A 23,561-nucleotide genomic window follows, 5' to 3' on the forward strand; every position below is an offset into this window, starting at 1 on the left:
CTTTCCTACTTTCTCTTTATTTAACTAGTTCGCGATCAAGTTCGCGGGCTACTTCATCTTGTACTTCGACGCCTTCTTTTTCAAGACGAGCGATTGTTTCCTTAAATTTCGGCAAGTGATCTTTGTGGGCAATAAACAGTTCGTCCATGACACGTTTTGCCGTATCCCCTGATGGAACCAGTGGGTTGATGGTGAATGCTTGTAATGCGATATTGTAATCCCCAGTCACAGCGGCTTCGATCGTCAATAATTCCATTGCTTTCATTACCTGTAACCAACCTTTTTCAGCTGTCGGTAACTCACCAAAGGCAACATTTCTCGCGCCTTGTCCACCAACGTAAGCGGTCACTTCAACTACGCAATCGGCAGGCAGATCAGGAACGGCGCCTTCATTTTTGGTTGAAACGACGATTTGGGTATTTTTATTAGCATAAATGGAAGCAATCGTTTCACACGCTGCATCTGAGTAGTAAGCACCACCACGTTTTTGCAGCTGTTCAGGTTTATGATCCAATTCAGGGTCTTTGTACAACTCAAACAATTCAGCTTCGGTTTGTTTTACTTGTTGCGCGCGCGTACCGACGGTCTTGTATTCTTCGATCGCATGATTCAACATTTCTTCTTGACGATAGTAATAACGGTGATACCCACAAGGGATCATCTTCATTTGTTCCAGCTGTTCTTTGTAAAATGGTACATCAAAGATATTCTTCGGTAAGCCATTGTCTTCTTCATACATTTTATCAATAATGTCCATCGTTACATCGTTGCCGTGTGAATCAGCAACTTTGTGCCAGTGGAAGTGGTTCAATCCTGCAAATTTGTAAATCAACTCATCCGGTTCTTTGCCAATTAAGGCTGGCTCAATCATGGTTGCCATGACTGGCACATTACACAACCCGATGACTTTGTCCCATTTTCCGTAACGCACGATTGCTTCTGTCACCATGCCGCTTGGATTCGCAAAATTGATCAGCCAAGCATCCGGACATAAACGTTTCATGTCTTCAACAATTTCAAGAATGATCGGTACCGTACGGAAAGCTTTGAACATTCCCCCAGGGCCATTGGTTTCTTGACCAATCATGCCGTAATAGGCAGGAATTCGTTCATCTTTGATGCGGGCATTCAGCAACCCTACTCGGAATTGAGTCGTAACGAAATCGGCATCCTTTAACGCTTCTTCTCGATCCAACGTCATGTGGATTTTTACATCATAAGGCGTGGCGTCCCACATTCGTTGTGCCATCGCACCTACGATTTCTAATTTCTCTTTTCCTGCTTCGATATCTACTAGCCAAATTTCACGAATCGGCAATTCTTCATAGCGTTTGATAAAGCCTTCCATTAACTCCGGGGTATAGCTGCTGCCGCCACCAATGGTTGCAATTTTAATTCCTTTTGTCATTGTATTGCTCCTTTGCTATTTTATTTACATTCTTATTATCATTCATAAAAACATTTGATTCAATGTAAATAGCTTATTTAGAAAAAGCGTTTGCAAATCTCGCTTCTTCTAGCAGGTGTTTTGTAAAAAAGATTTACAAAGAGCATAAAATAAGGAATAATTAGGATGTAAACGATTCGCTAATTACTTACTAAAGAAGAATTTCTGTAAAAAACATTTACAAATAATCATAAAAAAATGTAAAAAGGAGCATACATACCATGTTGCTACAAGAAAAAATGCGCCAAATCAAACTAGCACCCGCGGAACGATCGTTGATCGATTATTTATTAGCCAACCCGACTGCGATGGCGGATCAAACCATCAAGGAATTGTCAGAAAAAACCTACGTTCATCCTTCTACTTTTATTCGGATCGCAAAAAAATTAGGCTTCAATGGTTGGCTCGATTTAAAAACGGCCTTTGTGGAAGAGCAAACTTATATGAGCAGCCATTTTACCGATGTGGATGCGAACTTTCCTTTTTCCTCCCACGACGGCATTATGACCATCGCCAAAAAGTTGGCAAAGCTTGAACAAACAACGATTGAAGATACACTTTCCTTGATCCATCATGATGAATTACAAAAAGCGAAACAATCGTTGCTCAATGCCCACCATATCAAGATTTTCGCCAGTAATGCCAATACCTTGATTTCTCAAGACTTTGTTTTGAAGATGCGACGTTTAGGAAAAAACATCCACGTCTGCGACACCTTCGGCGAAAGTGCCTATGAGGCTTCCAACTGTACCTCCGATACGACTGCGATTTTGATCTCTTATACTGGCGAAAATAAAATGGTCAAAGAAATTGGGAAGATCCTTGCCGAACGGCAGGTTTCCATCATTGGCATGACGAGTATCGGGGAGAACTCCTTGGCAAAATTAAGTAATTGTGTTTTGAATATCACGACAAGAGAAAGGCTCTACTCAAAGATCGCCAACTTTACGATCAATACATCGGTTTGCTACTTGCTGGATTTGTTGTATGCAGTCGTTTTTTCGGAGCATTATGAAAAAAACTTGCAGCATTTGATCGATATTGGCATGGCTTACGACAAGCGCCCTACATCATCAACGATTATTGCTGAACCAACCTACGATAAAAATCTTCATTATAAAGACTCACTGTTTCCCAATTAAATGAATATCAAAAAGCGATCGCGCCTTCACGACCGATCGCTTTTATCTCTATATAGCTGTTTTGTAGGTAAACATTTTCTAAACTAAAGCCGTGATCAAATCATCGGAACAGCCAACTTCTCGTTTGTCAGACTCGATGATATCCAAATAATCGGCGGAGTTGGTAACTAATACTGGCGTCTCAATATTGAATCCAGCTTTGATCAATGCATCTTTATCAAAGCTGATCAGTTTTTGTCCACGAGTGACTTTATCTCCTTGCTTCACATGCGCTTCAAAGAATTCGCCATTTAACTGAACCGTATCCAAACCAATATGAATCAATAGCTCTAAGCCGTTATCAGAAATCAAGCCAATGGCATGTTTCGTTGGGAACAAGGTCATTACTGTGCCATCGAAAGGAGCCACAACTTCACCTTTTGAAGGGTGGATCAAGATGCCTTTTCCTAGCACTCCTTGAGCAAAGGCTTCATCTTTTGCGCTGCTTAATGGTGCGATGGTTCCTTCCACTGGAGAAGTGATCACTTCTTTTCGAACAGTCATCGCTGGTTGTCCTTCTGCAATTTCTTCTTCCACTGCATCATCTTTCCAGAAAGCCATCGTCAAACCAAAGCCAATCGCTGCCGAAATGGCGATTGCAATCAGAGAAGTCCACATGCCACTCGCATCTCCATCCGGTGTGATGAAATTAAAAATTCCAAAAATACCAAGTCCGCCCATTGTGTATCCTGTTACACCATTGACCATCAAGAACAGACCCCCAACAGCCCCACCGATCATGGAATAAATGAAAGGTGTTTTTTTAGGAAGAGTGATTCCATAAATTGCTGGTTCAGTTACACCAAAAATACCAGAAATGATTGCTGGAGGGCACAATGCTTTCATCTTTTTGTCTCTTAATTTGAAATACATTGCAACGACAACAGCTGTTTGAGCAAAACTAGCTCCAAATGAACCTGTCAACACTTGACTGAATCCTTGTTGAGTAACTTGCATAATCGCTAGTGGAACAACTGACCAATGTAAGCCGAAAATAACCAAGACTTGCCAGAAGAATCCTAGAATGAGACCATAGATTGCTGGCGAGAAATCCATTAGTGCTTGGAATCCAGCACTCAATAAATCTGTCAACATGCTGATTATTGGACCAATAATCAAGAACCCAACAGGTAAAGCAATCAGCAAAACAAAAAATGGCACCAGGAAAGTTTGTACTACGCTTGGAATCAGTTTTTTTGCAAGCTTCTGAATCTGTGCAGCAAATGCAATAATGAAAATAACTGGTACGACACTACTTGTATAGGTTGCGCCTACCCATGGAATACCTAAGAAAGTTTGGTAGGCTGATTGTCCAAGTAAGCTATAGGGTGCTGCTGCCCCTTCTCCGGAAACTGCAGTAAACGCTGTTTGTAGTGCAGTGCCTTGAATCGTTGGGTAGCATAATGCAGCTCCAATAACGATACCGACCATTGGATTCAAACGGAATTTTTTTGCAGAAGTATAACCTAAAATCACAGGCATGAACATAAATATTGCGTCACCGATCGCATTCAACATCACATATGTTCCTGATTCTGCTGTATAATTGAACCAACCTTGTGTGCCTAAAAAGACTAATAATGCATTGAATCCTTTGATCATACCAGCAGCTGCCAACGCACCTAAGAAAGGCTGAAAACATCCACTGAGGATGTCAATCAGACGATTGAATATATTCCCACCAGAACTTTCTTCTTCAGCATCACCACTGATTCCTGCAACATCGATCACTTCTGCATAGACATCTGGCACATGGTTTCCGATAACCACCTGGTATTGACCGCCACTCTTCATGACCGTCACGACACCATCCATGTTCTTTAAGACTTCATCATTTGCGACGCCTTCATCCTTTAATTTAAAACGCAAGCGTGTGATACAATGTGTCAAGCTATTGATGTTCTCTTTCCCACCGACATTTGCGACGATTTTTTCTGCTAATTCACGATATTTTCCCATTTTTGATTCCTCCAATTTTTTTGTATTGAAGGTTTAGCCAACTGAATGTCACTATCCAAAATGTTTTCTTTTTTTGATTTTTTGCTGCATGGTCAGATGTCTTGAAGCTGATGTTTAGTAAGAATCATTGCGAAGAAATTCTTCTTTTTCGACATCTTCTCATGAATCAAGAAATACTTCTCCTTTCTTATTTTTTCAATCAACGATTTTTTTGCACAAGTCTGGCAATATGAATCGTTAAATACAAACTTTCGTCACTGGACATTTGATACTGATACTGATTTTCTAATAGTTCAGCGATTTTTTGTACGCATTGATACGCATTTCGGTATTTCACTTTGACCATAGCCAAAAGATCTTCATCAGTTTCATCCGCATGAGGGGTATGGTTTTGCATTCTTGAGACAAAAAACTTCAGATGCGTGGTGAAGCGATAAAAATAAACGGATTCTTCATCAAAGGTTGTTTTAAAAAAATATTTAACAATGTTAATGATGTCTTGCATCGTTTGGGTTAGCTCAGCAATATTGCCTTGGTCACCATTCTCGGTTTGTGCATTGACGAGATGCAGAGCAATAAAGCCAGCTTCGTCATCTGGCAGCTGAATCCCGTAATGTTCTTTGATTTTCTCTACGGTTTTACAGCCTATTTGGTACTCATCGGGGAAAAAACGCTTGATATCCCACAATAAGACATTTTTGACCGTCATTCCTTTTTTCGATCGTTCAATGGCACAGTGCATATGATCTGTCAGCGAGATGTAGATGGAATCATTGATGGGGGATGACAATTCTCGCCGAGCATACTCAATGATCTCATTGGATAATTCAAGGTATTCCAGTGGTAAGTCAGCAAGCAGCTCTTGAAATTGAGATAAGATCGTCTGATTTTCTAAGCGATACACTTTATCGATCGCTTCTGAAGAAATGTCATCCCCCACTTTTTTCTTAAAGGCAATCCCCCGCCCCATAACAATAATCTCGTTTTGACTTTGATCGGTAGTGATCACAACATTATTGTTTAACACTTTACTGATTTTCATGTCCTACCCCCACTTACTTTATCATTGCGGATATGGTTCATTGCTTGTCTTTATTGCTGAGCCAACAGTCAACACAGAAAAAACCTCATGAAAGCAGCGCAAATACCGCAGCTTCATCAGGTTTAGCTTGTTAAAAATCAACAATCACTATCCATTAGAACCAGTTTTATTATCTTTATCATAGCAAAGGTAGAAAGCGCTGTCAATCGTTGTTCGTTATTTTTATATTCATCCCTTCCTTCTTTTTTCATACAAAAAAACCTTAAAAACAAAAGTCTTTAAGGTTAGCGTTACTAATAAAACTATTAAACTTCACTTGCCTGCAAACGATACATATCGGCATACAACCCTTTTTGAGCCAAAAGTTCATCATGGGTGCCTCGTTCCACGATCGAGCCTTTATCAAGCACCAAAATCAACTCAGCATCGCGAATGGTAGACAATCGATGGGCGATCGCGATCGTGGTTCGCCCTTGACGCATATTGGCCAACCCTTCTTGGATCAGTCCTTCTGTTTCAGTATCAATATTGGCAGTCGCCTCATCCAAGACCAGAACTTTCGGATCGGTCACCATCGTGCGGGCAAAGGAGATCAATTGTCGCTGACCGCTTGAATAACTGGCACCCCGTTCAATCACTTTGGCGTGGTATTTACCAGGTAGTTTTTGAATGAAAGCATCTGCTTGAACAAATTTTGCTGCTGCTTCAATCTGTTCCTCATCAATGTCCTGATTTAATAAGCGGATATTATCAGCGATGTCCCCATAAAACATGAAGGCATCTTGCAATACGAGTCCAACTTTTTTCCGAAGCTCTTCCATCGTAAAGTCGCGGATATCTTGATCATCGATCAAAATTTGCCCTTCCCCGAATTCGTAAAAGCGCATCAGCACATTGATAATCGAGCTCTTGCCACTTCCTGTGTGACCGACTAAAGCCACGGTCTCACCTGGATAGGCGATGAAAGAAATATGATTTAATACGTTGTTTTTTCCATCATAGGAAAAACTGACATCACGAAATTCAATTTTTCCTTTGGTGATGGTTTGACTGGCATCGGGGTTTTGTTGCGGCGTATATTCTTCATTATCCATAATCTTCAAAATACGGCTACCGGCGACCATCCCATCAGTAAAGACGCTGAGAAAATCCATCATCTGTGTCATGGGATTAAAAAATCCTTGAATATAGGTCGTAAAGGCGAAAATCAACCCGACTTCAACGGGCGATTCTAAAGCATCAAACCCAAAGACCGTCAATGACAAGGCGATCGCTAAGGCATACAACAAACTAATGATTGGTGATAATAGCAGCGCATTCGTGCGGATCATGGCGTATCTAGTTTTCAAATAATCATCGTTGGTCGCTTCGAATTCTTCATTCAGCCGCGCCTCTTGGCGGAATTGTTGAATGATCTGCATACCAGAAATCGATTCATTCAATTTCGTATTCAGCTGACTCAGTTTTTCCCGCATTTGACGATAGATACGAGAGCTGAATTTTTGATAATACCAGATGACTACCATTAGGATTGGCAGAAAAATCAAGTTTAATAAGGCGATTTTGACGTTGATGCGGAACATGGCGGCAAAAGAAGAAACCACCGCAAAAATTCCTGTCAATACCATCAAGAAGACATACCAAAATTCATACAATGTTTCTGTGTCGTTGCTGACCCGTGAAACGATTGACCCTGCTGGTGTCTGATCGAAATAGCGCATCCCAAGACTATGCAATTTTTCAAATAATTTTGCTCGAATATATTGATAGGTTTTTAAAGAACCCATCGAATAAAGGAACCATTGGAAAAACCAAATCACAGCTTTTACCAACACCCCAAAGAAATACAGCGCAGCAAAGAAATAAATGACTTGCTGGGTCGCCGTTTGATTGGTCAAATAACTATCCATAAAGGTTTGAATGATCAAAGGCAACAAGATATTGACGATCGATAGCACAAAAGCAAAAAAGATCGCTGCATAGAAGGTTTTTCGAAATGGCTTGGCAAAAAGGAACATTCGTTTGATGATGTTTTTTTGCTCTTTAAAGGGAATCGATTTGCTCCATTCTGATTCTTGCATTAGGCTTCACTCCCTTCGATTTTGGCTTCTAATTGCTGTTTGTCCCACATTTTTTTATACCAGCCATTTGCAGCCAATAATTGTTCATGGGTCCCGCGTTCACTGATTTTCCCATTGTCGATCACCAGAATTTCTTCTGCGTGCTTGACACTGCTTAGGCGGTGAGCAGCAATGATTGTTGTTTTATTCTGACGGAAGGTCCGTAACTGTTGTAAAATAGCTTCTTCCGTTTTGGCATCTACTGCTGAAAGGGCGTCATCTAAAATCAATAATTCTGGATCAGTGATCAAGGCACGCGCAATGGATAAACGCTGTTTTTGTCCGCCGGAAAGAGAAACACCACGTTCCCCCACCATCGTTTCGTATCCATCAGGAAACTGACTAATATCCTCATGGATCACTGCTAATCCAGCAGCCGCTTCCACTTCTGCTTGAGAAGCTCGTGGTTGCGCAAAGCGGATATTGTCTCGAATCGTCATGGAAAACAAGAAATGATCTTGCGGAACATAGCCAATCGAACCCAAAAGAGCATTCAAGGAGTATTGCTTGCTATCGATGCCCCCGAAGGTGATCGCTCCATCAAATGAATCATACTCTCGCAACAAGAGCTTCATCAAAGAGGTTTTTCCAGCACCGGTTTTCCCGACGACACCTAGTGTTTGCCCGGCAGGCAAAGTAAAGTGGATGTCTTGCAGAGCAAAATCATCTCCTTGATAGTGAAACTCATTGATTTGAACGTCAACCGTTCCTTGGGCTGGGGCATCGACCGCATCTTTGGCTTCAATGATATGGGTCTTTGCCGCCAACAATTCGGCAACCCGATCATAACTAGCATTGCCTCGTTCCAGCACATTAAACAGACGTCCGATGGCAAACATCGGCCAAACTAACATACCGATATAACTGATGAAGGATACCAATTGACCGATCGAGATGGTACCGTCCATAACATAATTGCCGCCAACGATGATCGTCAGCACATAGGAGATTCCGATGATGATCGTAATAAACGGATCAAACAAGGCATCCAGAAAATTGACTTTGCGGTTTTTGATGATGGCATGGTCGATTTTGGTTTGAAAATCAGCGATGTCCTCTTTTTCCTGTCCAAAAGTTTTGATGACTTTCATCCCAGTAATACTTTCTTGGGCTTTGTCGTTGATGGAAGAAAAGGCTTCTTGCGAGTCACGAAACGCATCATGCAATTTGCTACCAAGCACCCGTGCCATGACTGCTAAGAAAGGCAGCGGCAATAGAGCAATGATCGTTAACCGCCAGTCGATAAAGAGAACCATCGCAATGATGGTTGCCCCTCCCGAGATGAAGGAATCGGCAAAGGTTAAGATCCCCGCCCCTGCCACATTTTGGATGGCATTCAAGTCATTGGTGGCATGGGCCATCAAATCACCTGTCCGATGCTTTTGATAAAACAACTGATCCATCCTTGTAAAATGTGCAAATAGCTGTCTGCGTAACGTTTTTTCTAGCCGAGCAGCACTGCCCCAGATATGCGTCCGCCAGACGAAACGGAACACGTATTGAGCGATAGCTGAAGCAATCAAGATCATGACCCAAAAAAAGATCGTCTGCATCGAGATCTCTTTTTCCGCAATCTCATCGATGATGATCCCAATAACTTTTGGGGGTGCCAACTGTACCAAGGCGACTAGGACTAAAGAGCCTACGCCTAACAAATAATGTTTCTTTTCTTGTTTAAAAAACCAACCTAACTTCCTAAATATTGACATAACACTCTCCATTTCTTTGTGACCTGTTGCCTAAATTTTGCGATTTTTCCGAATATTTATTAGATTCAGATTCGATTGCTACCCCGCTATTCACAGAAAGTAAATAGCAAAAGCAGCATGCGGCCATTTTTTTATTAGTTTCTACATTTTGCCGCAATAAAAAGCGAGCTGATAAAATCAGCCCGCTTCTTAGAAAAAAACCTACTTTTGGTTTTTCATTTGCTGCATCATCTGACGAATTTTTTTCTCAGAAGGTTTTTGACCCATTGACATCATCATCGAGCGAAGCATATCCTCATTAACGGGAGGATTTTTCTTTAGATAATCTTGCATATATTTACGCGCCAAAAAGAAGCCGCCGACAGCGCCTAGTAATGCTGCAACAACAGCGATCACGATTACGATTCCTATATTAATAGTCATTTGAAAACTCTCCTTTCTCTTGTACTCTCAATGAATCATTTTACTAGAAAAAAACACAAAAAGAAAGAGTGAAAGCTGGATTTATCCAAAAACTTTCACTCGTTTCCTCAACTTAATGCGACATCTCTTTTGTTGAATAACCAATTTGTTAAAAGGTAGATTAAAACACTGTAAACAAGGATCCCGATCGCCATTTGCCAATAGCCCAATCCCGGATCAAAAGCAGTCATCTGCATGTCAGGACTATTTAATAAACTCGGTATCTGCTCTTTGATATTCATAAAATTAAATGGATTCCACTTCAGCCATGAGTATTTTTCTTGCGCAAAAAGCATGATCGAGTTGATGATGCTGCTTCCGAACAACATACCCAAGCCTAAGCCTACCGCTAAGCTTTGAGAGCGAATGACGGCTGAGATAAAGATGGTCAATGCAATATAAAAGACAATCAATAGCAAGTTGGTTCCCGCAAAAACAAGGGCAACGAGAATCGCCGCTAGCCCGTTGTAGCCAGTAGCAGCAAAAGGTGATTCAGCTGCTAAAAATAAATTGGCGGCTGCTAAACTACTGATTAGTAAAACAGCAGTCCCTAAAAGCGCAAATAAAAACGTGTTGATGGCTTTTGCTGCTAAGATTTGGCTTCTTGAAAAAGGCCGAATCAATAAGAACATGATCGTTCCACGACTGAACTCTTCCGCCACTGAAGAAGCTGCCACAATCACTACAAATAAGTTTAAGAACGAAGTCATGTCGCTCAAAGAAGCGAATAAATCATTGGCACCAATTTCTGGACTACCTAAGCGTACAACATAGGTCAAGCCAAACGTCATTAAAACCAATAAAAGCAGCATGATCCAAGTAGAACGCTTTTTGGTTAATTTGATCCATTCATTTTTAATCAATGTCAGCATGCTTACAAACCTCCTTCTTCGGTCCAAGCCAAGAATGTATCTTCTAGAGAAGATTGCTTTGTCCGTAGTTCTTTCAAGCCGATACCCGCCGTCACGATCGCTGCAGCGATTGCCGAACGCTGATCGGTTTGCAACGTGACTTGCAATTCATCTGCAACCTGCAAGACCTCGACCTCAAAGGAAGCTTTTAACAGTGCTTCTGTTTGCGCATTATCATCTGTTTTAATAATTAGTACATTTTTCTCTGCTTTCAACTCTGCCATTGCTACTTGATGAGTGACTTTTCCTTTTTGCACCACGATCAAATGATCGGCAATTTGTTCGATATCGCTTAATTGATGACTGGAAACTAAGACAGAAACTCCTTTTTCTCTCAAAGAAAGAATGATTTCTCGAAACTCCCGCATGCCTTTAGGATCCAGACCATTCATCGGCTCATCTAAAACTAATAAGTCTGGTTGATGGACCAATGCCTGGGCAACACCTAAACGCTGACGCATCCCTAATGAATAGGTTTTGACTTTTTGATGGATATGTCCTTCTAAATGTACCTGACGAATAAGTGCTTCTAATTCTGCTGTCGTACTTTTTTTCTTCGCCATGCGCTGATACTGCATCAAATTTTCATATCCGGTCATGTAATTATAAAACTCAGGATTCTCAACGATCGCTCCGACTGAGGCAATCGCTGTTTTAAACGAAGAATCCAATAAATTTCCCATAATGGCAATCGATCCTGTGTTGTGCTTCATCAAGCCAACGATCATCCGGATGATCGTCGTCTTCCCAGCCCCATTAGGCCCTAATAAACCAACGACTTGTCCTTGGTCCACCACAAAGGAAACATCATCAATGATTCGTTTGGTTCCAATCAATTTGGAAACATTTTGCAGTGCTAATACTTCTGTCAAAGTTACCCCTTCTTCCTAACACCATTTCTGCAACGATTTTAAATAAAAAACGTTATGATAATATGTATACCATGCCATCTCTGTAAAAAAAAGTCAAGAAGCGAAAAAGGAACATCAATGCTCCTGTTTTTGCTTCTTGACCTCTTCGTCTATCACTGTCACTTTTGAGGTTTGACCTATTGCTACTGGTCAAAAGCTTGGCAAAATTATAAGTTCTATCTGATCGATCTTATAGCGGGATCACTCCGTTTGGGTGAATGCCAGCTGGGCGAACGCCGCCTTGTTCTTGGCACTTCTGATCTGTTTGATCACTTGCTTGAGCTGTTTCCACTCCTTTGCGCTTGGGTGACCATTCCAATAAAAGAGGTACGGCTGTTCTTCCTCAGGAAATTCCTGATGGATCGGATAATCGCTGATCACCAAATCTGGCTTTTGAGACAGCGAATAATGGGCCATCGCTCGATGCGTGGCATTCATCAAGCGGTTCTTGATCCAAAGCTCTTGCGTTTTTCCGTATTTCGAATGGATCGAGAACGTGACCGGCTGTTCATATTTTATAAAAATAACTCTCAGTAACATACAGTATTGGAAAATCAAGCGATCATTCATTTGCAGTAATCTACACAACTCTGGTAAAGAAACAGTCGCTTCCAAAAAAAAACGTTTCATGGTTGGATAAAGCACTGGAAAAGCGGCTTGCAGCTCTTGCTCGTTGGTTGTTTTGCCAAAACTATCGCTTTTTTGTTGCGTACCAAAACAGCCAGATGCGGAATGGATCATTACCAGATTAACCAGTAAATAGTTTTTTTCGGCTTCTGTAAACGTCAACCGAAAATACACGGCTAGTTTTTCAACGAGCTGCGCTTCTTGCTGGTACGTTGGCTGAGTCAGCCACGAGATGTTAGCAGCATCGAGATCCTCCTCAAGATAGGTGTTCATTACGCCAAACATATAATACAAGAAGCTGCGTTCATCCTCCGAAATTTCAGAAAACGACAGATGATTCCTGTTAAACAATGGTTTCAAAAAGACCTGATCAAACTGATTTTTTTCAATTAATGGGTGCTCAAACGTAAGTACTTCTTTTGGTAAAAATGAAAGCGGATGCTTTTGATGGATTCTTTGCACGGAGATAGCGAATAGATGAAGAAATTTCTCGATATCGATTTTTCTCATATAAGAAGCATGGGTTTCAAACAACGCTACAGCCTGCTCTTTCTCCTTGAGCGATGCCAAGACTCGTGAGTCCTTCTCATCAAAAATTTGCCAATAGGTAAGATGATAAAAATAGCGGATCGCATATTCAGCACCTGCCAAAGGATCACCTTTTTTTAAACTATAGGACAAATGATAGTTCGCCAAAACATGATTTAACTCCTGCAATTTTCGTTGAATCGTGCGGGGACTCCTAAAGGTTTTTTGACTGAGTTGTTCAAGGGAATGATAGTCCCCCTGAAAGAGTGCATCCAGCAAGATAAATCCAACGGTTCCCTGCAACAATATACTATAGGCTTGACTCAATAGGAATCGTGGAGAAAAAGCAATGGATACTTCTTTCTCCAGCCGATCATAGGTCAAAGTAAACTGAGGATAGCGTGTACGAAACACCTCTACTTGCTGAACGATCGACTGCATTTTGTTGGTTTTCCAATCGAAAACACCTGAGAGCTCTTTCATTGTATAATCTTTCTTGTTCGTTTCGTAACAATGACTTAGAAACGCATAAATTTGTTTTTCTGTCGTATCCAAAAGTGCCTGTAACATGAAATTTCCCTCGCTTGAATAATCAGCAAACGCTGTTTTTACCCTAAATTTGTCATCTTACAAAATTGTAAGCTGTCAGTGTTTGGTGATCGTACCACCGTGCGCTCTTTTCTGTCAAATCACTTTTAACAAATTCTCCTTTCGTTATCTGTGTATTTTCATAAAAAAAGTCTGACGCCTCAATACGATCGTCAGACATTTTGTTAAAACAGTAAAACAAAACGTGATTGTGCTTTCTGGGGAAGAAAATTCCAATCGTGGGTTATCAAGTCTCTCATTTTCCTTGGCTTTTTTCTTTACTGCCTCTCATCAGAAAATAACTTTCTATTCAGCCAGTAAAGGAAGACAGCAAGGATAACCACGCCTAGACCAAAGAAGATATAGCGAATACTCGTATTTTTGCTGCCGGTTTTCGGTAGTACGGCTCCATTGACCTCCTTAGCACTGCTTGTCTTCGTACGTTGTTCCTGTTCCTTTTTCACTGAAGACGATGCTTTAGAGAGTTGTTTGCCTGCGGGATCATTGGAAGAAACACTTAGCTTGCTTGACTGACTTTGGTTCGGCGCTAATTTGTTTGGTTTCGTTTCTGAATCTGAAAGCTCCTCAGATGCAGCTTCACTAACGGTCGTTGTTCCTGTTGTTGCGGTGGTTTCTCGACTCCTAGTTATCTGACTTGATTCGCTCTCACTGACTGGTTGAGTGTTCAAACTTTCTGACTCACTTGAATTGTGACTACTTTCTATACTTTGAGAATCCTGACTTGTGTTTTCCGTAGTAGAAGTCCTTGGATCCGTGGATTGAGAGTCGCTAAATTTCGGTTCGATACTACTAAAGGAAGAGCCCGTTTCTTCAGTCACCTTAGAGCTTGCGCTTATCTCAGAGTTCGTGGTCTCGCTAGAGCTCGGGGGCGTTATTACTTGCCATTGACTGGGCTTCAAGTTCTCAGTTATCGTTGTTTCACCATCATATATGACAACTAAATCAACTTTATCCATACTTTTTATCTCATCAATAACCATCTCAGCATGAATTCTTAAGTAGTTTTCAACACCTGAAAACCAATCGACATTCGTTAAAACTGTTTCGCCGATCACTTTTTCGCTGTGACCGTTCCCATCCCAACCATAAGTTAGTAGGACACGAACCTTTTGTGAAGTCAGCGTTTTGTTCGGCCGTACCGGGATCGTAATGACTTTCAAGGCTTCATCATAGATCACTCGGTTCGTTTGAACAGAAAACGATAAATTCCCTCCGGCTCGTTCTTTTGCTGAAGTATGATCGAAACCAAACACCAGCAGCAATAATCCCGCTAACAGCAAAATCAACACGATTCCAACCAGTTTTCTCATTTCCTCACTTCCTAAATGAATATTTCAAGATAACTTGATAAGGAAATTATAATAAATTCTCAGAGAAAACATGCGCCGAAAAAAAAAGGAAAGTGGCCATAAAATGGCATCTTCCCTTTAAATAAGTCTTTATTAATTTTTCTTCCTAGTAATAATACAGCCTCCAAAATTTCAGTTTCTATCTACCTGATAAATTTTCTCCAACTTAACTTCAGCGCGCATCCTGCTAAAAACATTCCTATTGCAATCCATAAATGATTAGACGCTTCATTCGTTTGAGGAAACTGCTGTTTTTCTGATTGATTATGCAAATTATTTGATTGGGATACCTGCATGTTCCCAGGGGTTGAACTTTGATGTGTCATCGCCCCATTATTACTAGAACTACTCCCGTTATTTGATTCTGAACTAATAATCATACTGCTTCCACTACTTGGTTCTGTGCTGCTGGTGCTGCTTTCACTACTTGGTTCCGTGCTACTGCTGGTGCTGCTCTCACTGCTTGGTTCCGTGCTACTACTTGTACTGCTTTCGCTACTTGGTTCGGTTGTACTAATGGTGCTGCTTTCACTACTTGGTTCCGTGCTACTACTTGTGCTGCTTTCGCTACTTGGTTCCGTGCTACTACTGGTACTGCTTTCGCTACTTGGTTCCGTGCTGCTGGACTCCCCTGGTTCACCGGTTCCACCACCACCGCCACCATAGCGTGGGGTATAGCCAGTAATACTGCTTGTTCTGGGCACATCATTGACCAAGGCATCGAGGATGCCCTGATTGGTATATTGTTCCAATGAACCATCCGTTTCTGTTTTGTAGGTAATGTAGATCCGTTCCTCCGTATCCCGCAAAGGAATTTCAAAGGAGCCATCACTATTTAAAACGATCGGTACTTCATCAACATATGTTGGGTTGGAAACGCTGGGTCCATAGACCACTCGAGCAGTCGTACTGACGAGTGTCTGATGGGGACCTAAAATATCAATAAGCGTTCCATCTTTGATCGTCACTTGGTTTGTATCAAACGAGTTGATGTACACACGCCAATCAATAATCCGTTTGGGTTCTTGCGTACCTAAATACAGTCCTTGTTTGGTGAGTAAGGCACCTTCCCCTGTATCATCCACTGCTTGAATAAAAATAGGCACCGATTGCATTCCATTTACTGTTTCGAAGTTAATGTTGTTGATTTGGTTCTCTGTCACTTCATCGCTGAACTTTGTCCAAAAATAAAAGTCCCCATGTACATTGGTATTTTTTTCGACAAATTCCGTGAAAACAAAGGTCAGCTGATTGCCAACTTGGGTAACATTGACCACTAAGTTGTTATTTTCATCGTATAAAGCATACGTATTATTGACGCCTTCAATCTCAACTGGCAAGGTGACTGTTGCTTTGTCACCGGCTTTTACGTCACCCAAATTTTCTAAACTCCACCTCATATCTATTTTAAACGAGTCATCTTTTTCGATACTTGTAATGACTTCATTGTGGCTATTGACGATCGACACATTTGTGATCAGCTTGGCTCCCACATCGGTTTCTCCATAAACAATCCGCATACCGGCAAAAACAGGAAGTAACAGTAGCAAGACAGCAAATGCTTTTCCTAGTCGTTTGATCATTGGTTTCCTCCTTAAGTGAGCGCTTAGCTAAACCTACCGATCACAGCAGTCACTGTGCTCGACATGAATATTGTACTTAACAATTGTCTTTTCGTTTCACGTTGAGAAAATAGACTTCCAGTTGCCACATTCTAGCAGCGAATCGGCGACTGCTTGATAGAATAAGTGTTAACTAATTTTATCTGCATATTAGTGATTTACACAATTAAAACGCTTCATTGCCAAAGGAAAATAACATTGCAGCAAATAAAAAGCCAAATCCCAATCCGTGTTGACTGAAAGGGATTTGACTTAAAAATTAAACTACTCTGTAGGATCGGCGATCCTATCAATTTGCTGGAAGTATCGATATTGACAAATCAAGTAAAAAACGATTTGAAAAATCAAAAAGAGACTAGCGATCACACCGTAGTATTGCCAAACAGGCAATTCTACTAAGATACGCAAAGCGGTCATCGCTACCGCAAAATGGATCATTGCCACGACTGTTGGCAAGAAGTACATCACTTGCAGCTGGCGTCTCAGAACGTTGTGCCGCTCCTTCGGCGACACACCTAAGATATGCAAGGAACGATGGTACGCCCCATCTTTATCTAAATCTGCAAATAAACGGAAATAGATAATTGAAGCGGAGAAAATAAAGAAAACCGAACCCAGTAATACCGTGATCATTAAAATGATGCCATTTCCCTGACGATTTTCTTGGAAAACTTGGTATTTCGAGGTATAAGACGTACGCATCGGAATGTCTTTTGCCGCTTCTGACCACTCTTCATCCGTATAGTCTCCTTTGGCTTCAAACTCCTGACTGAGCTCTTCGTATTGCTGATCGATCAAGGCATTTTCTTTATCTAAATTCCCATTGAAATCAGATACCAATTCAGGTGTTTCAGCCCATTCTGGATAGTCTAACCAAATAAAACCAGATTCCATATCATCGTTAGAGTTTTGTAAGAGGGCTTGCCACTCCTCAAAGGTCTTATCTGTCACAACTGACAGTCCAAAGAAATCCAGAGAAAGCATTGAAGGGCTGTGGACAATCGTAATATCCTTTTTTATACCGGTTTCTGAACCCAATTCAAGTGGGTAGATACTTGTGCGTTCGTTCTCAGGGACTTCTAGGAGCTGTTTTCGACGTGAATAATTAGCACTAAGTGTCATTATTTGATTATCTGCAACGGAATCAGCTTCCTCACCGATTTGTTTCATCATTTTCTGATAGTCGCTTTCTCGCATAATTGAAAAGCCATTCGTCGTATAAAATGAATCATTCATAACTGCAGATTCATCAAGATTCGCATAGGCCCATAGTAAGGAAACACTATCTGATACAGGTGCATACCCTTTTTCTTCTATGGCAGTTTTAATTTCATTCATTTTCCTCTCAGAATGATCGAGGTCTTCTGGCCCAGACCACGGAAATACATAGGCTACACTAATTCCTTGGATCGAAGAAAAAGAAGAACTGCCAATCGCCAGCATTACGGAAATCCCAACGAATGCCACGGAGGTACTAATAGCAATCAGACTATACATCGCCGCATTGTCTCGCATGCGAAAAATCCATTCGCTGATAGTCAGCATCCGAGTCCCTCGTAAGAAGGTCGGGCGTTTCTTTAATCGTTTCAATAGAAATACGCTGAACTGATGGAATGACAAAATCGTGCCCGCAACAGTCAACAAGACTCCTAGCATAAGCGGCAGCATCGAGTACGTTTGGTAGCTAAAATAAAAGACCGATCCATAGCCAATTAGTAACAGCACAATTCCTGAAAAAGCCAATGCCCAATGGCTTTTTGGTTCAGGACGTGGCTTTTCATTTTCCTTGATCAATGAGATGATCTGTTCTCCTTGCAAGGCGCGAGTACTGAAAAAGGAGATCAAGAGAAAAATAAAGACATAGATCCCAAAGGTCAATCCTAAACCTTCCATAGGAACCATAAATTTCAGTCCTTCTGTTAGATACATGACATTTTGCGCAATCAGCAGCAATAATTTCGTCAATAAAATCCCTAACCCAATACCGGTCACTGTGGCGCAGGTTCCTAAAAGGGCATTTTCGACAAACAAAATCTTTCGCAGATCTTTTTCTTCGATCCCCAAAATCAAGTAGATCGCCAGATCACGTTTGCGTCGTTTTAAAAAGACCACAAATGTATACCATAAAAACAACAGCGACAGTAAAGCGATCACCACAAGTGCGACGGATAGACCGACCTTCGCCAATTCTGAAAGTGTACCGCTATTGGACAAATTTTCTTCCAATTGCGGATGAAAGAGCAAAAGACTAAAGATATAAAACACCATCGCCGCAAAGGCGCTACTGACGAAGTAGGCCGCATAGGTTCGAAAATTCCCCCGCAGATTACGAATGATCAACTGTCTGAAATTCATGACGGCGACCTCCTAAATGTGCTAGGACTTCAAGAATTTTTTGATAAAATTGCTGTTGATCAGCCCCGCGATAGACTTCGTTATACAGTTTTCCGTCTTTGATAAAAACGACCCGATCAGAAAAGCTGGCGGAATAAGGATCATGGGTGACCATCATGGTGGTCACCTTGCGCTGCTTGTTCATCTGACTTAGTATTTCCATGACATCTCGTGCTGCCTTTGAATCAAGATTACCTGTCGGTTCATCTGCTAAAAGCAATTCCGGCTGATGGATCAAAGCTCTAGCGATCGCAACCCGCTGCTGCTCCCCACCGGAAAGCTGATAGATGCGTTTGTCTTTTTTCTCATAGATCCCAAGTTCACGTAATAGCTGTTCCGAACGTTCTTTCATCTCAGGAACCGGCACCCGATCCAATGTCAGTGGTAAAATAACATTCTCAAGCACACTCAATGGTGAAAGTAAATTGTAGTTTTGAAAAACAAAGCCCAGTTGCCGACGACGAAACTCTGCGAGTTTTTGCTTAGATAATTCCAGCGGCTGCTCTCCTTTGATGATCACTGAACCTGCAGTCGGTTTATCCAATGTTGCTACCAAATTCAACATAGTAGTCTTTCCACTGCCAGAAGGACCCATTATGCTGATAAATTCTCCTTCTGGCACTTTGAGATCGATTTGTTGCAACACCTCAACAGAAACTTCTCCCGCATAGGTTTTTGTTATATTTTTCAATTCTAGTAAAGCCATCATCTTCACTCCTTTGCTACCAGTTTAGCAGGTGGCAGCGCAATCAGTTATCGATTTCGTGATAGAAAGCTTACAAAATTGTAAGAAAGCCTTTACGTCCGAAACGTTAATGTAACCGTCGTGCCTAGATTCTCCTTAGAGACCAAAGCGATATCGATATCCAATTGCTTGCTGATCGTTTCGACTAAGTAAAGTCCGATTCCAGTTGCCTCGCCTGTTTGCCGACCATTCTGACCTGTATAAAAGGGGCGAAAAACCCTTGGCAGATCCGCTTCCGCAATCCCACATCCTTCATCGGAGATCGTCAAACTTCTAGAAAACGGATCAATTTCAAAACAGACTTTGCTCTCTGGCTTTGAGTACTTAATGGCGTTGCTGATGAGTTGAAACAGCAAGATCCCTAGCCATTTTTTGTCTGTTGTGACCGTGATATCTGCATCACTCAACAGTTTCGGATAGACTTCGCTGCGAATAAAATTCCGCTTCTGTTCACCAATCCCGTGCTTGACCACTTCCAGCAGGGAGACGGACTCAATAACAAAGTCCTCCGTGAAATCTTCCAATCGCACAAAGTTCAAGGCGGTCGCCAAGCCGCTCTTCAAGCGATCTGTCTCAGCCAAAAGATCGTAGCTGTCGACTTCCTCACTTTCAGCCATTAGCGCCAAGACCGAGACAGGTGTTTTCATTTGGTGAACCCATATATTCATAAAACGGATGTGGTTTTGATGATGCTGATTCAGTTCGGTGAGTTTCTCTTGCATTTGCTGTTCTCTTGCATCGAACTGCTTACGCCATTTCTTGGAAAGAGAGCCATTGCTGCCACGAACAGCTTTTCCACTCTTGAGATAGTGATAAAAAGCGGCATTGGATAGATACTCCGCCAAAGAAACAAACAAAAGCAACAAGCAAAATAGTAACAGACCATACCCAATGACTAAATAATTTCGATACCCATCGAGCCAAATCACTAAAACGAACAGTGAAATGGCGAGAACGGTGATCAAAATTCTCGCTATATGAAGCTTGACATATTCTCTCATTGTTCGGTACCTACTACCGATAAGGCGTAACCCTTGCCGCGAATCGTTTGGATTGGATCATTGATGCCCATTGCCGCCAATTTTTTTCGCAAACGGCCAACATTGACAGAAAGTGTATTGTCATCAACGAAACGCTCATCATCCCATAATAGATTTAAGATCCGTTCTCGTTTGACCATCTCTGGGTGTGCTGACATTAAAAGAGTCAATAATTCTCCTTCTCGAACAGTCAGCCATTCACTGGCTTCACGATAGACCATCTTCAATGCTTCCGGATAATAGGTCAATTCGCCAGCTTTCAAGCTTCGCGCACGATCCGACTGCGCATAATCCCCATAAACTCTGCGAATATGGCTCTTCACTTTAGCTAGCAGCAAGTCATAAGAAAAAGGCTTGACCAGATAATCATCGGCCCCGTATTCTAAAGCCATCACTTGATCCATGTTGCCATCGCGCGCCGAGATAAACAGAATCGGAACCAGCGAACGTTCTCTGATTTTTTGACACCAATAGAACCCGTCATAATAAGGCAGATTGACATCTAATAAAACCAAATCTGGTTGAATAGACAAGAATTCATCTAAAACAGCAGCGAAATTTTCTGGAACAAAGGTTTGATAGGCATAGCGGGATAATTGATTTTCCATCATTTTGACTAATGATTTGTCATCCTCGACCACAAATATTTTCATAGAATCCCTCCTGTTTCTCTAAAGTTTACCAAAACCTCGTGAAAAATACTGCAATATCCCAGCTTTTTTAAAAAAAATACACTTATTTATTGTAAGCAAAAATATTTTATAGTATACTACACTTTGTGATTAAAACTTACTTAAAGTAAAGGTGGAAAAAAATGAAAAATATTTTAGTTGTTAAAGCCAATAACCGTCCTGATGGAGTATCTGCAAAAATGTTTGATACCTTTGTTGAAAATCTTGATACCAACAATGTGGACGTTGTAACCTTTGATGTGTACGCACAACCAATGCCTTATATCGGTCAAACGTTATTTGAAGCATTTGGCAAACTTTCACAAGAACAAGAATTAAACCAAGAAGAACAAGAATTGATGACTGTCCGTCAAGACGTGATGAACAAATTCGCAGCAGCAGATACCATCGTTTTCGCTTTCCCAATGTGGAACTTAACGATCCCAGCTGCCTTGCACACCTTTATCGACTACATCTTCCAAGCAGGCTTTACTTTCTCTTATAACGAAGATGGTTCAATGAACCAATTGTTGAAAGACAAAGAAATCGTTCTATTGAATGCCCGTGGTGGTGTTTACTCAGGCGAAATGAGCGCAATGGAAAATGCTGTAACCTTTATGGAAAAAGTTTTCGGTGGTATGTTCGGCATGAACATCACAGAAGAAGTAATCATCGAAGGCCACAATGCAGATCCTTCTAAAACAGCAGAAATCATTGCTGAAGGTTTAGAACGCGTAGCAGCAGCTGCGAAAAAATTCTAATCATTGCTATCGATCAACTCCTCAACAAAGCGCTATTGCTGGTTGAGGAGTTTTTTTATCCAAAAACGTAGCTCGTTTATTGGATTGATAATACAAAGATGCCCCTTCAAACACAGCGGTCTAAGGGGCTAAGTCTCTTTTTATTTTGATGATTTCCAATCACAAGGCAACAGCTCTGCTATCGTCATGATTTTTCCTGCTGCAATCATCACTTGCGTGTTCTGATTGGCAGGATCTAGCTGGCTGATGAATTCACGGCAACGGCCACAAGGTGGGATCGGCTCACCTGCTGAATTGATTGCAACCATCTGTAACACCCGCTGCTGCCCATCGGTGATCATTTGCGCAGCCGCAGCCTGTTCGGCGCAAAAGCCCATGGAACAGCTGGTATCGATACAGATCCCCGTATAGATCTGTCCATCTGCAGTAGCTAGTGCTGCTGCGACACTCCCTGCTTCTGCAAATTGAGAGAGCTGTCTGAATCCCAGTTTTTGTTTCGCGGCATTGATCAGCAACTGAAAGTCCATTTTCTTCCTCCCACAACAAGATAGTTCATATTAAATGAACCGTTTAAGCACCCGCCATGATTTTCGTCAATAGCTCAGGATCAAAGGTCTTTTCCCGCAGCATCGCGATTTCATAGCCATAAGGGGCTTTTTTATTCTTTTTGTCTTCGCCGACATAGGGTGTTTCCAAAATTTTCGGTAACGCTGTTAATTGCTCATGATGAACGATTTTATTCAACGCTTCAAAACCGATCGTTCCAAAACCAATATTGGCATGTCGGTCTTTATGACTGCCTTGCGGATTTTTAGAATCGTTGACATGGATGACTTTCAAACGATCCAAACCGATAATTTTGTCAAACTCGTTTAAGACGCCGTCAAAGTCTTCTTTAACATTATAGCCGGCATCATTCGTGTGACAAGTATCTAGTGTAACGGATAATTTTTCATTTAAAGTAACGCCATCGATAATTGCTGCCAGTTCTTCAAAGCTGCGACCAATCTCGGTGCCTTTACCTGCCATTGTTTCTAATGCGATCTGGGCAGTTTGATTTTTTTCAAGGACCTCGTTCAAGCCTTTAATGATCTGTTTGATCCCAGCTTCGGGACCTGCACCGACATGGGCACCGGGATGCAACGTGATTTGAGTCGCACCTAAAGCTTGCGCTCTTTGGATTTCCTCTTGTAAAAATGAAACGGCAAAGCCAAAGTTTTCAGGCTTAATGGTATTGCCTAAATTAATAATGTAAGGAGCATGGACGACGATATTCGAAATTCCTTTTTCCGTCATAAAATCTTGTCCGGCTGCGATCTGCATCTCTTCGATCGGTTTGCGCCGCGTGTTTTGCGGAGCTCCGGTATAAATCATAAACGTAGTAGCTTGATAGCTAGCCGCCTCTTCTGCTGCTCCTAAAAGCATTTTTTTGCCGCTCATTGAAACGTGTGAACCAATCAACATTTTTCTTTT

19 protein-coding genes are annotated in these 23,561 nt (G+C 41.5%); 2 read left to right on the forward strand and 17 right to left on the reverse strand.

All coding sequences use genetic code 11. From position 1 onward, the window contains the following. Positions 1–16: 16 nt before the first annotated feature. Positions 17–1,408, reverse strand: coding sequence for a 6-phospho-beta-glucosidase (locus IGI78_RS09615; protein WP_081118099.1), 1,392 nt, complete (start codon positions 1,406–1,408; stop codon positions 17–19). Between the two features lie 260 nt (positions 1,409–1,668). On the opposite strand from IGI78_RS09615, the gene IGI78_RS09620 reads away from it, so the two are divergent. Next, positions 1,669–2,589, forward strand: a complete 921-nt coding sequence (locus IGI78_RS09620; protein WP_195265028.1) for a MurR/RpiR family transcriptional regulator — start codon at positions 1,669–1,671, stop codon at positions 2,587–2,589. A gap of 78 nt (positions 2,590–2,667) precedes the next feature. On the opposite strand, the gene IGI78_RS09625 is transcribed toward IGI78_RS09620, so the two are convergent. From IGI78_RS09625 to IGI78_RS09690, 14 genes are all read right to left on the reverse strand, one after another. Beyond that, on the reverse strand, positions 2,668–4,587 hold the full coding sequence (locus IGI78_RS09625; RefSeq protein WP_195265026.1) for a beta-glucoside-specific PTS transporter subunit IIABC: 1,920 nt from the start codon (positions 4,585–4,587) through the stop codon (positions 2,668–2,670). Between the two features lie 199 nt (positions 4,588–4,786). Next, the gene (gene licT, locus IGI78_RS09630; protein ID WP_081118096.1) at positions 4,787–5,629 is read right to left on the reverse strand and encodes a BglG family transcription antiterminator LicT; all 843 of its coding nucleotides are present in this window, start codon (positions 5,627–5,629) and stop codon (positions 4,787–4,789) included. A gap of 305 nt (positions 5,630–5,934) precedes the next feature. Then, the gene (locus IGI78_RS09635; RefSeq protein ID WP_195265024.1) at positions 5,935–7,710 is read right to left on the reverse strand and encodes an ABC transporter ATP-binding protein; all 1,776 of its coding nucleotides are present in this window, start codon (positions 7,708–7,710) and stop codon (positions 5,935–5,937) included. After that, the gene (locus IGI78_RS09640; RefSeq protein ID WP_081118091.1) at positions 7,710–9,458 is read right to left on the reverse strand and encodes an ABC transporter ATP-binding protein; all 1,749 of its coding nucleotides are present in this window, start codon (positions 9,456–9,458) and stop codon (positions 7,710–7,712) included. The genes IGI78_RS09635 and IGI78_RS09640 overlap by 1 nt, the downstream gene beginning before the upstream one ends. 201 nt (positions 9,459–9,659) lie before the next feature. After that, positions 9,660–9,881 carry a YneF family protein gene (locus tag IGI78_RS09645; protein ID WP_005225816.1) on the reverse strand — a complete coding sequence of 74 codons (222 nt, stop codon included), beginning with the start codon at positions 9,879–9,881 and terminating at the stop codon, positions 9,660–9,662. Between the two features lie 107 nt (positions 9,882–9,988). Continuing rightward, complete coding sequence (locus IGI78_RS09650; RefSeq protein WP_195265021.1) at positions 9,989–10,792, reverse strand: ABC transporter permease; 804 nt, start codon at positions 10,790–10,792, stop codon at positions 9,989–9,991. A gap of 2 nt (positions 10,793–10,794) precedes the next feature. Continuing rightward, the gene (locus tag IGI78_RS09655; protein WP_195265019.1) at positions 10,795–11,703 is read right to left on the reverse strand and encodes an ABC transporter ATP-binding protein; all 909 of its coding nucleotides are present in this window, start codon (positions 11,701–11,703) and stop codon (positions 10,795–10,797) included. 240 nt (positions 11,704–11,943) lie between these two features. Then, positions 11,944–13,467, reverse strand: a complete 1,524-nt coding sequence (locus IGI78_RS09660) for a helix-turn-helix domain-containing protein (RefSeq protein ID WP_195265017.1) — start codon at positions 13,465–13,467, stop codon at positions 11,944–11,946. Between the two features lie 296 nt (positions 13,468–13,763). Beyond that, positions 13,764–14,816, reverse strand: a complete 1,053-nt coding sequence (locus IGI78_RS09665; protein ID WP_195265016.1) for an LPXTG cell wall anchor domain-containing protein — start codon at positions 14,814–14,816, stop codon at positions 13,764–13,766. A gap of 182 nt (positions 14,817–14,998) precedes the next feature. After that, positions 14,999–16,438, reverse strand: a complete 1,440-nt coding sequence (locus tag IGI78_RS09670) for an Ig-like domain-containing protein (protein WP_195265015.1) — start codon at positions 16,436–16,438, stop codon at positions 14,999–15,001. Between the two features lie 303 nt (positions 16,439–16,741). After that, complete coding sequence (locus IGI78_RS09675; RefSeq protein WP_140964916.1) at positions 16,742–18,832, reverse strand: ABC transporter permease; 2,091 nt, start codon at positions 18,830–18,832, stop codon at positions 16,742–16,744. Then, positions 18,804–19,580, reverse strand: a complete 777-nt coding sequence (locus IGI78_RS09680) for an ABC transporter ATP-binding protein (protein ID WP_077454307.1) — start codon at positions 19,578–19,580, stop codon at positions 18,804–18,806. The genes IGI78_RS09675 and IGI78_RS09680 overlap by 29 nt, the downstream gene beginning before the upstream one ends. 89 nt (positions 19,581–19,669) lie before the next feature. Continuing rightward, the gene (locus tag IGI78_RS09685) at positions 19,670–20,617 is read right to left on the reverse strand and encodes a sensor histidine kinase (protein WP_077454308.1); all 948 of its coding nucleotides are present in this window, start codon (positions 20,615–20,617) and stop codon (positions 19,670–19,672) included. Continuing rightward, positions 20,614–21,309, reverse strand: a complete 696-nt coding sequence (locus IGI78_RS09690) for a response regulator transcription factor (RefSeq protein ID WP_096741293.1) — start codon at positions 21,307–21,309, stop codon at positions 20,614–20,616. Before IGI78_RS09690 ends, IGI78_RS09685 begins: the two co-directional genes overlap by 4 nt. A gap of 161 nt (positions 21,310–21,470) precedes the next feature. Here IGI78_RS09690 and IGI78_RS09695 point away from each other — a divergent pair, with 161 nt between their 5' ends. After that, complete coding sequence (locus tag IGI78_RS09695) at positions 21,471–22,088, forward strand: FMN-dependent NADH-azoreductase (RefSeq protein WP_005225804.1); 618 nt, start codon at positions 21,471–21,473, stop codon at positions 22,086–22,088. 140 nt (positions 22,089–22,228) lie between these two features. Here IGI78_RS09695 and IGI78_RS09700 read toward each other — a convergent pair whose 3' ends face one another. Together IGI78_RS09700 and IGI78_RS09705 are read right to left on the reverse strand one after the other, a co-directional pair. After that, positions 22,229–22,615 (reverse strand): cytidine deaminase family protein, encoded by a 387-nt coding sequence (locus tag IGI78_RS09700; protein ID WP_430617970.1) that lies wholly within the window; start codon positions 22,613–22,615, stop codon positions 22,229–22,231. A 43-nt stretch (positions 22,616–22,658) separates the two neighbouring features. Next, on the reverse strand, positions 22,659–23,552 hold the full coding sequence (locus tag IGI78_RS09705; RefSeq protein WP_081118081.1) for a deoxyribonuclease IV: 894 nt from the start codon (positions 23,550–23,552) through the stop codon (positions 22,659–22,661). Between the last annotated feature and the right edge of the window lie 9 nt (positions 23,553–23,561).

This window comes from Enterococcus sp. DIV1767, assembly GCF_050542585.1.
GTDB classification, from domain to species: domain Bacteria; phylum Bacillota; class Bacilli; order Lactobacillales; family Enterococcaceae; genus Enterococcus_D; species Enterococcus_D innesii.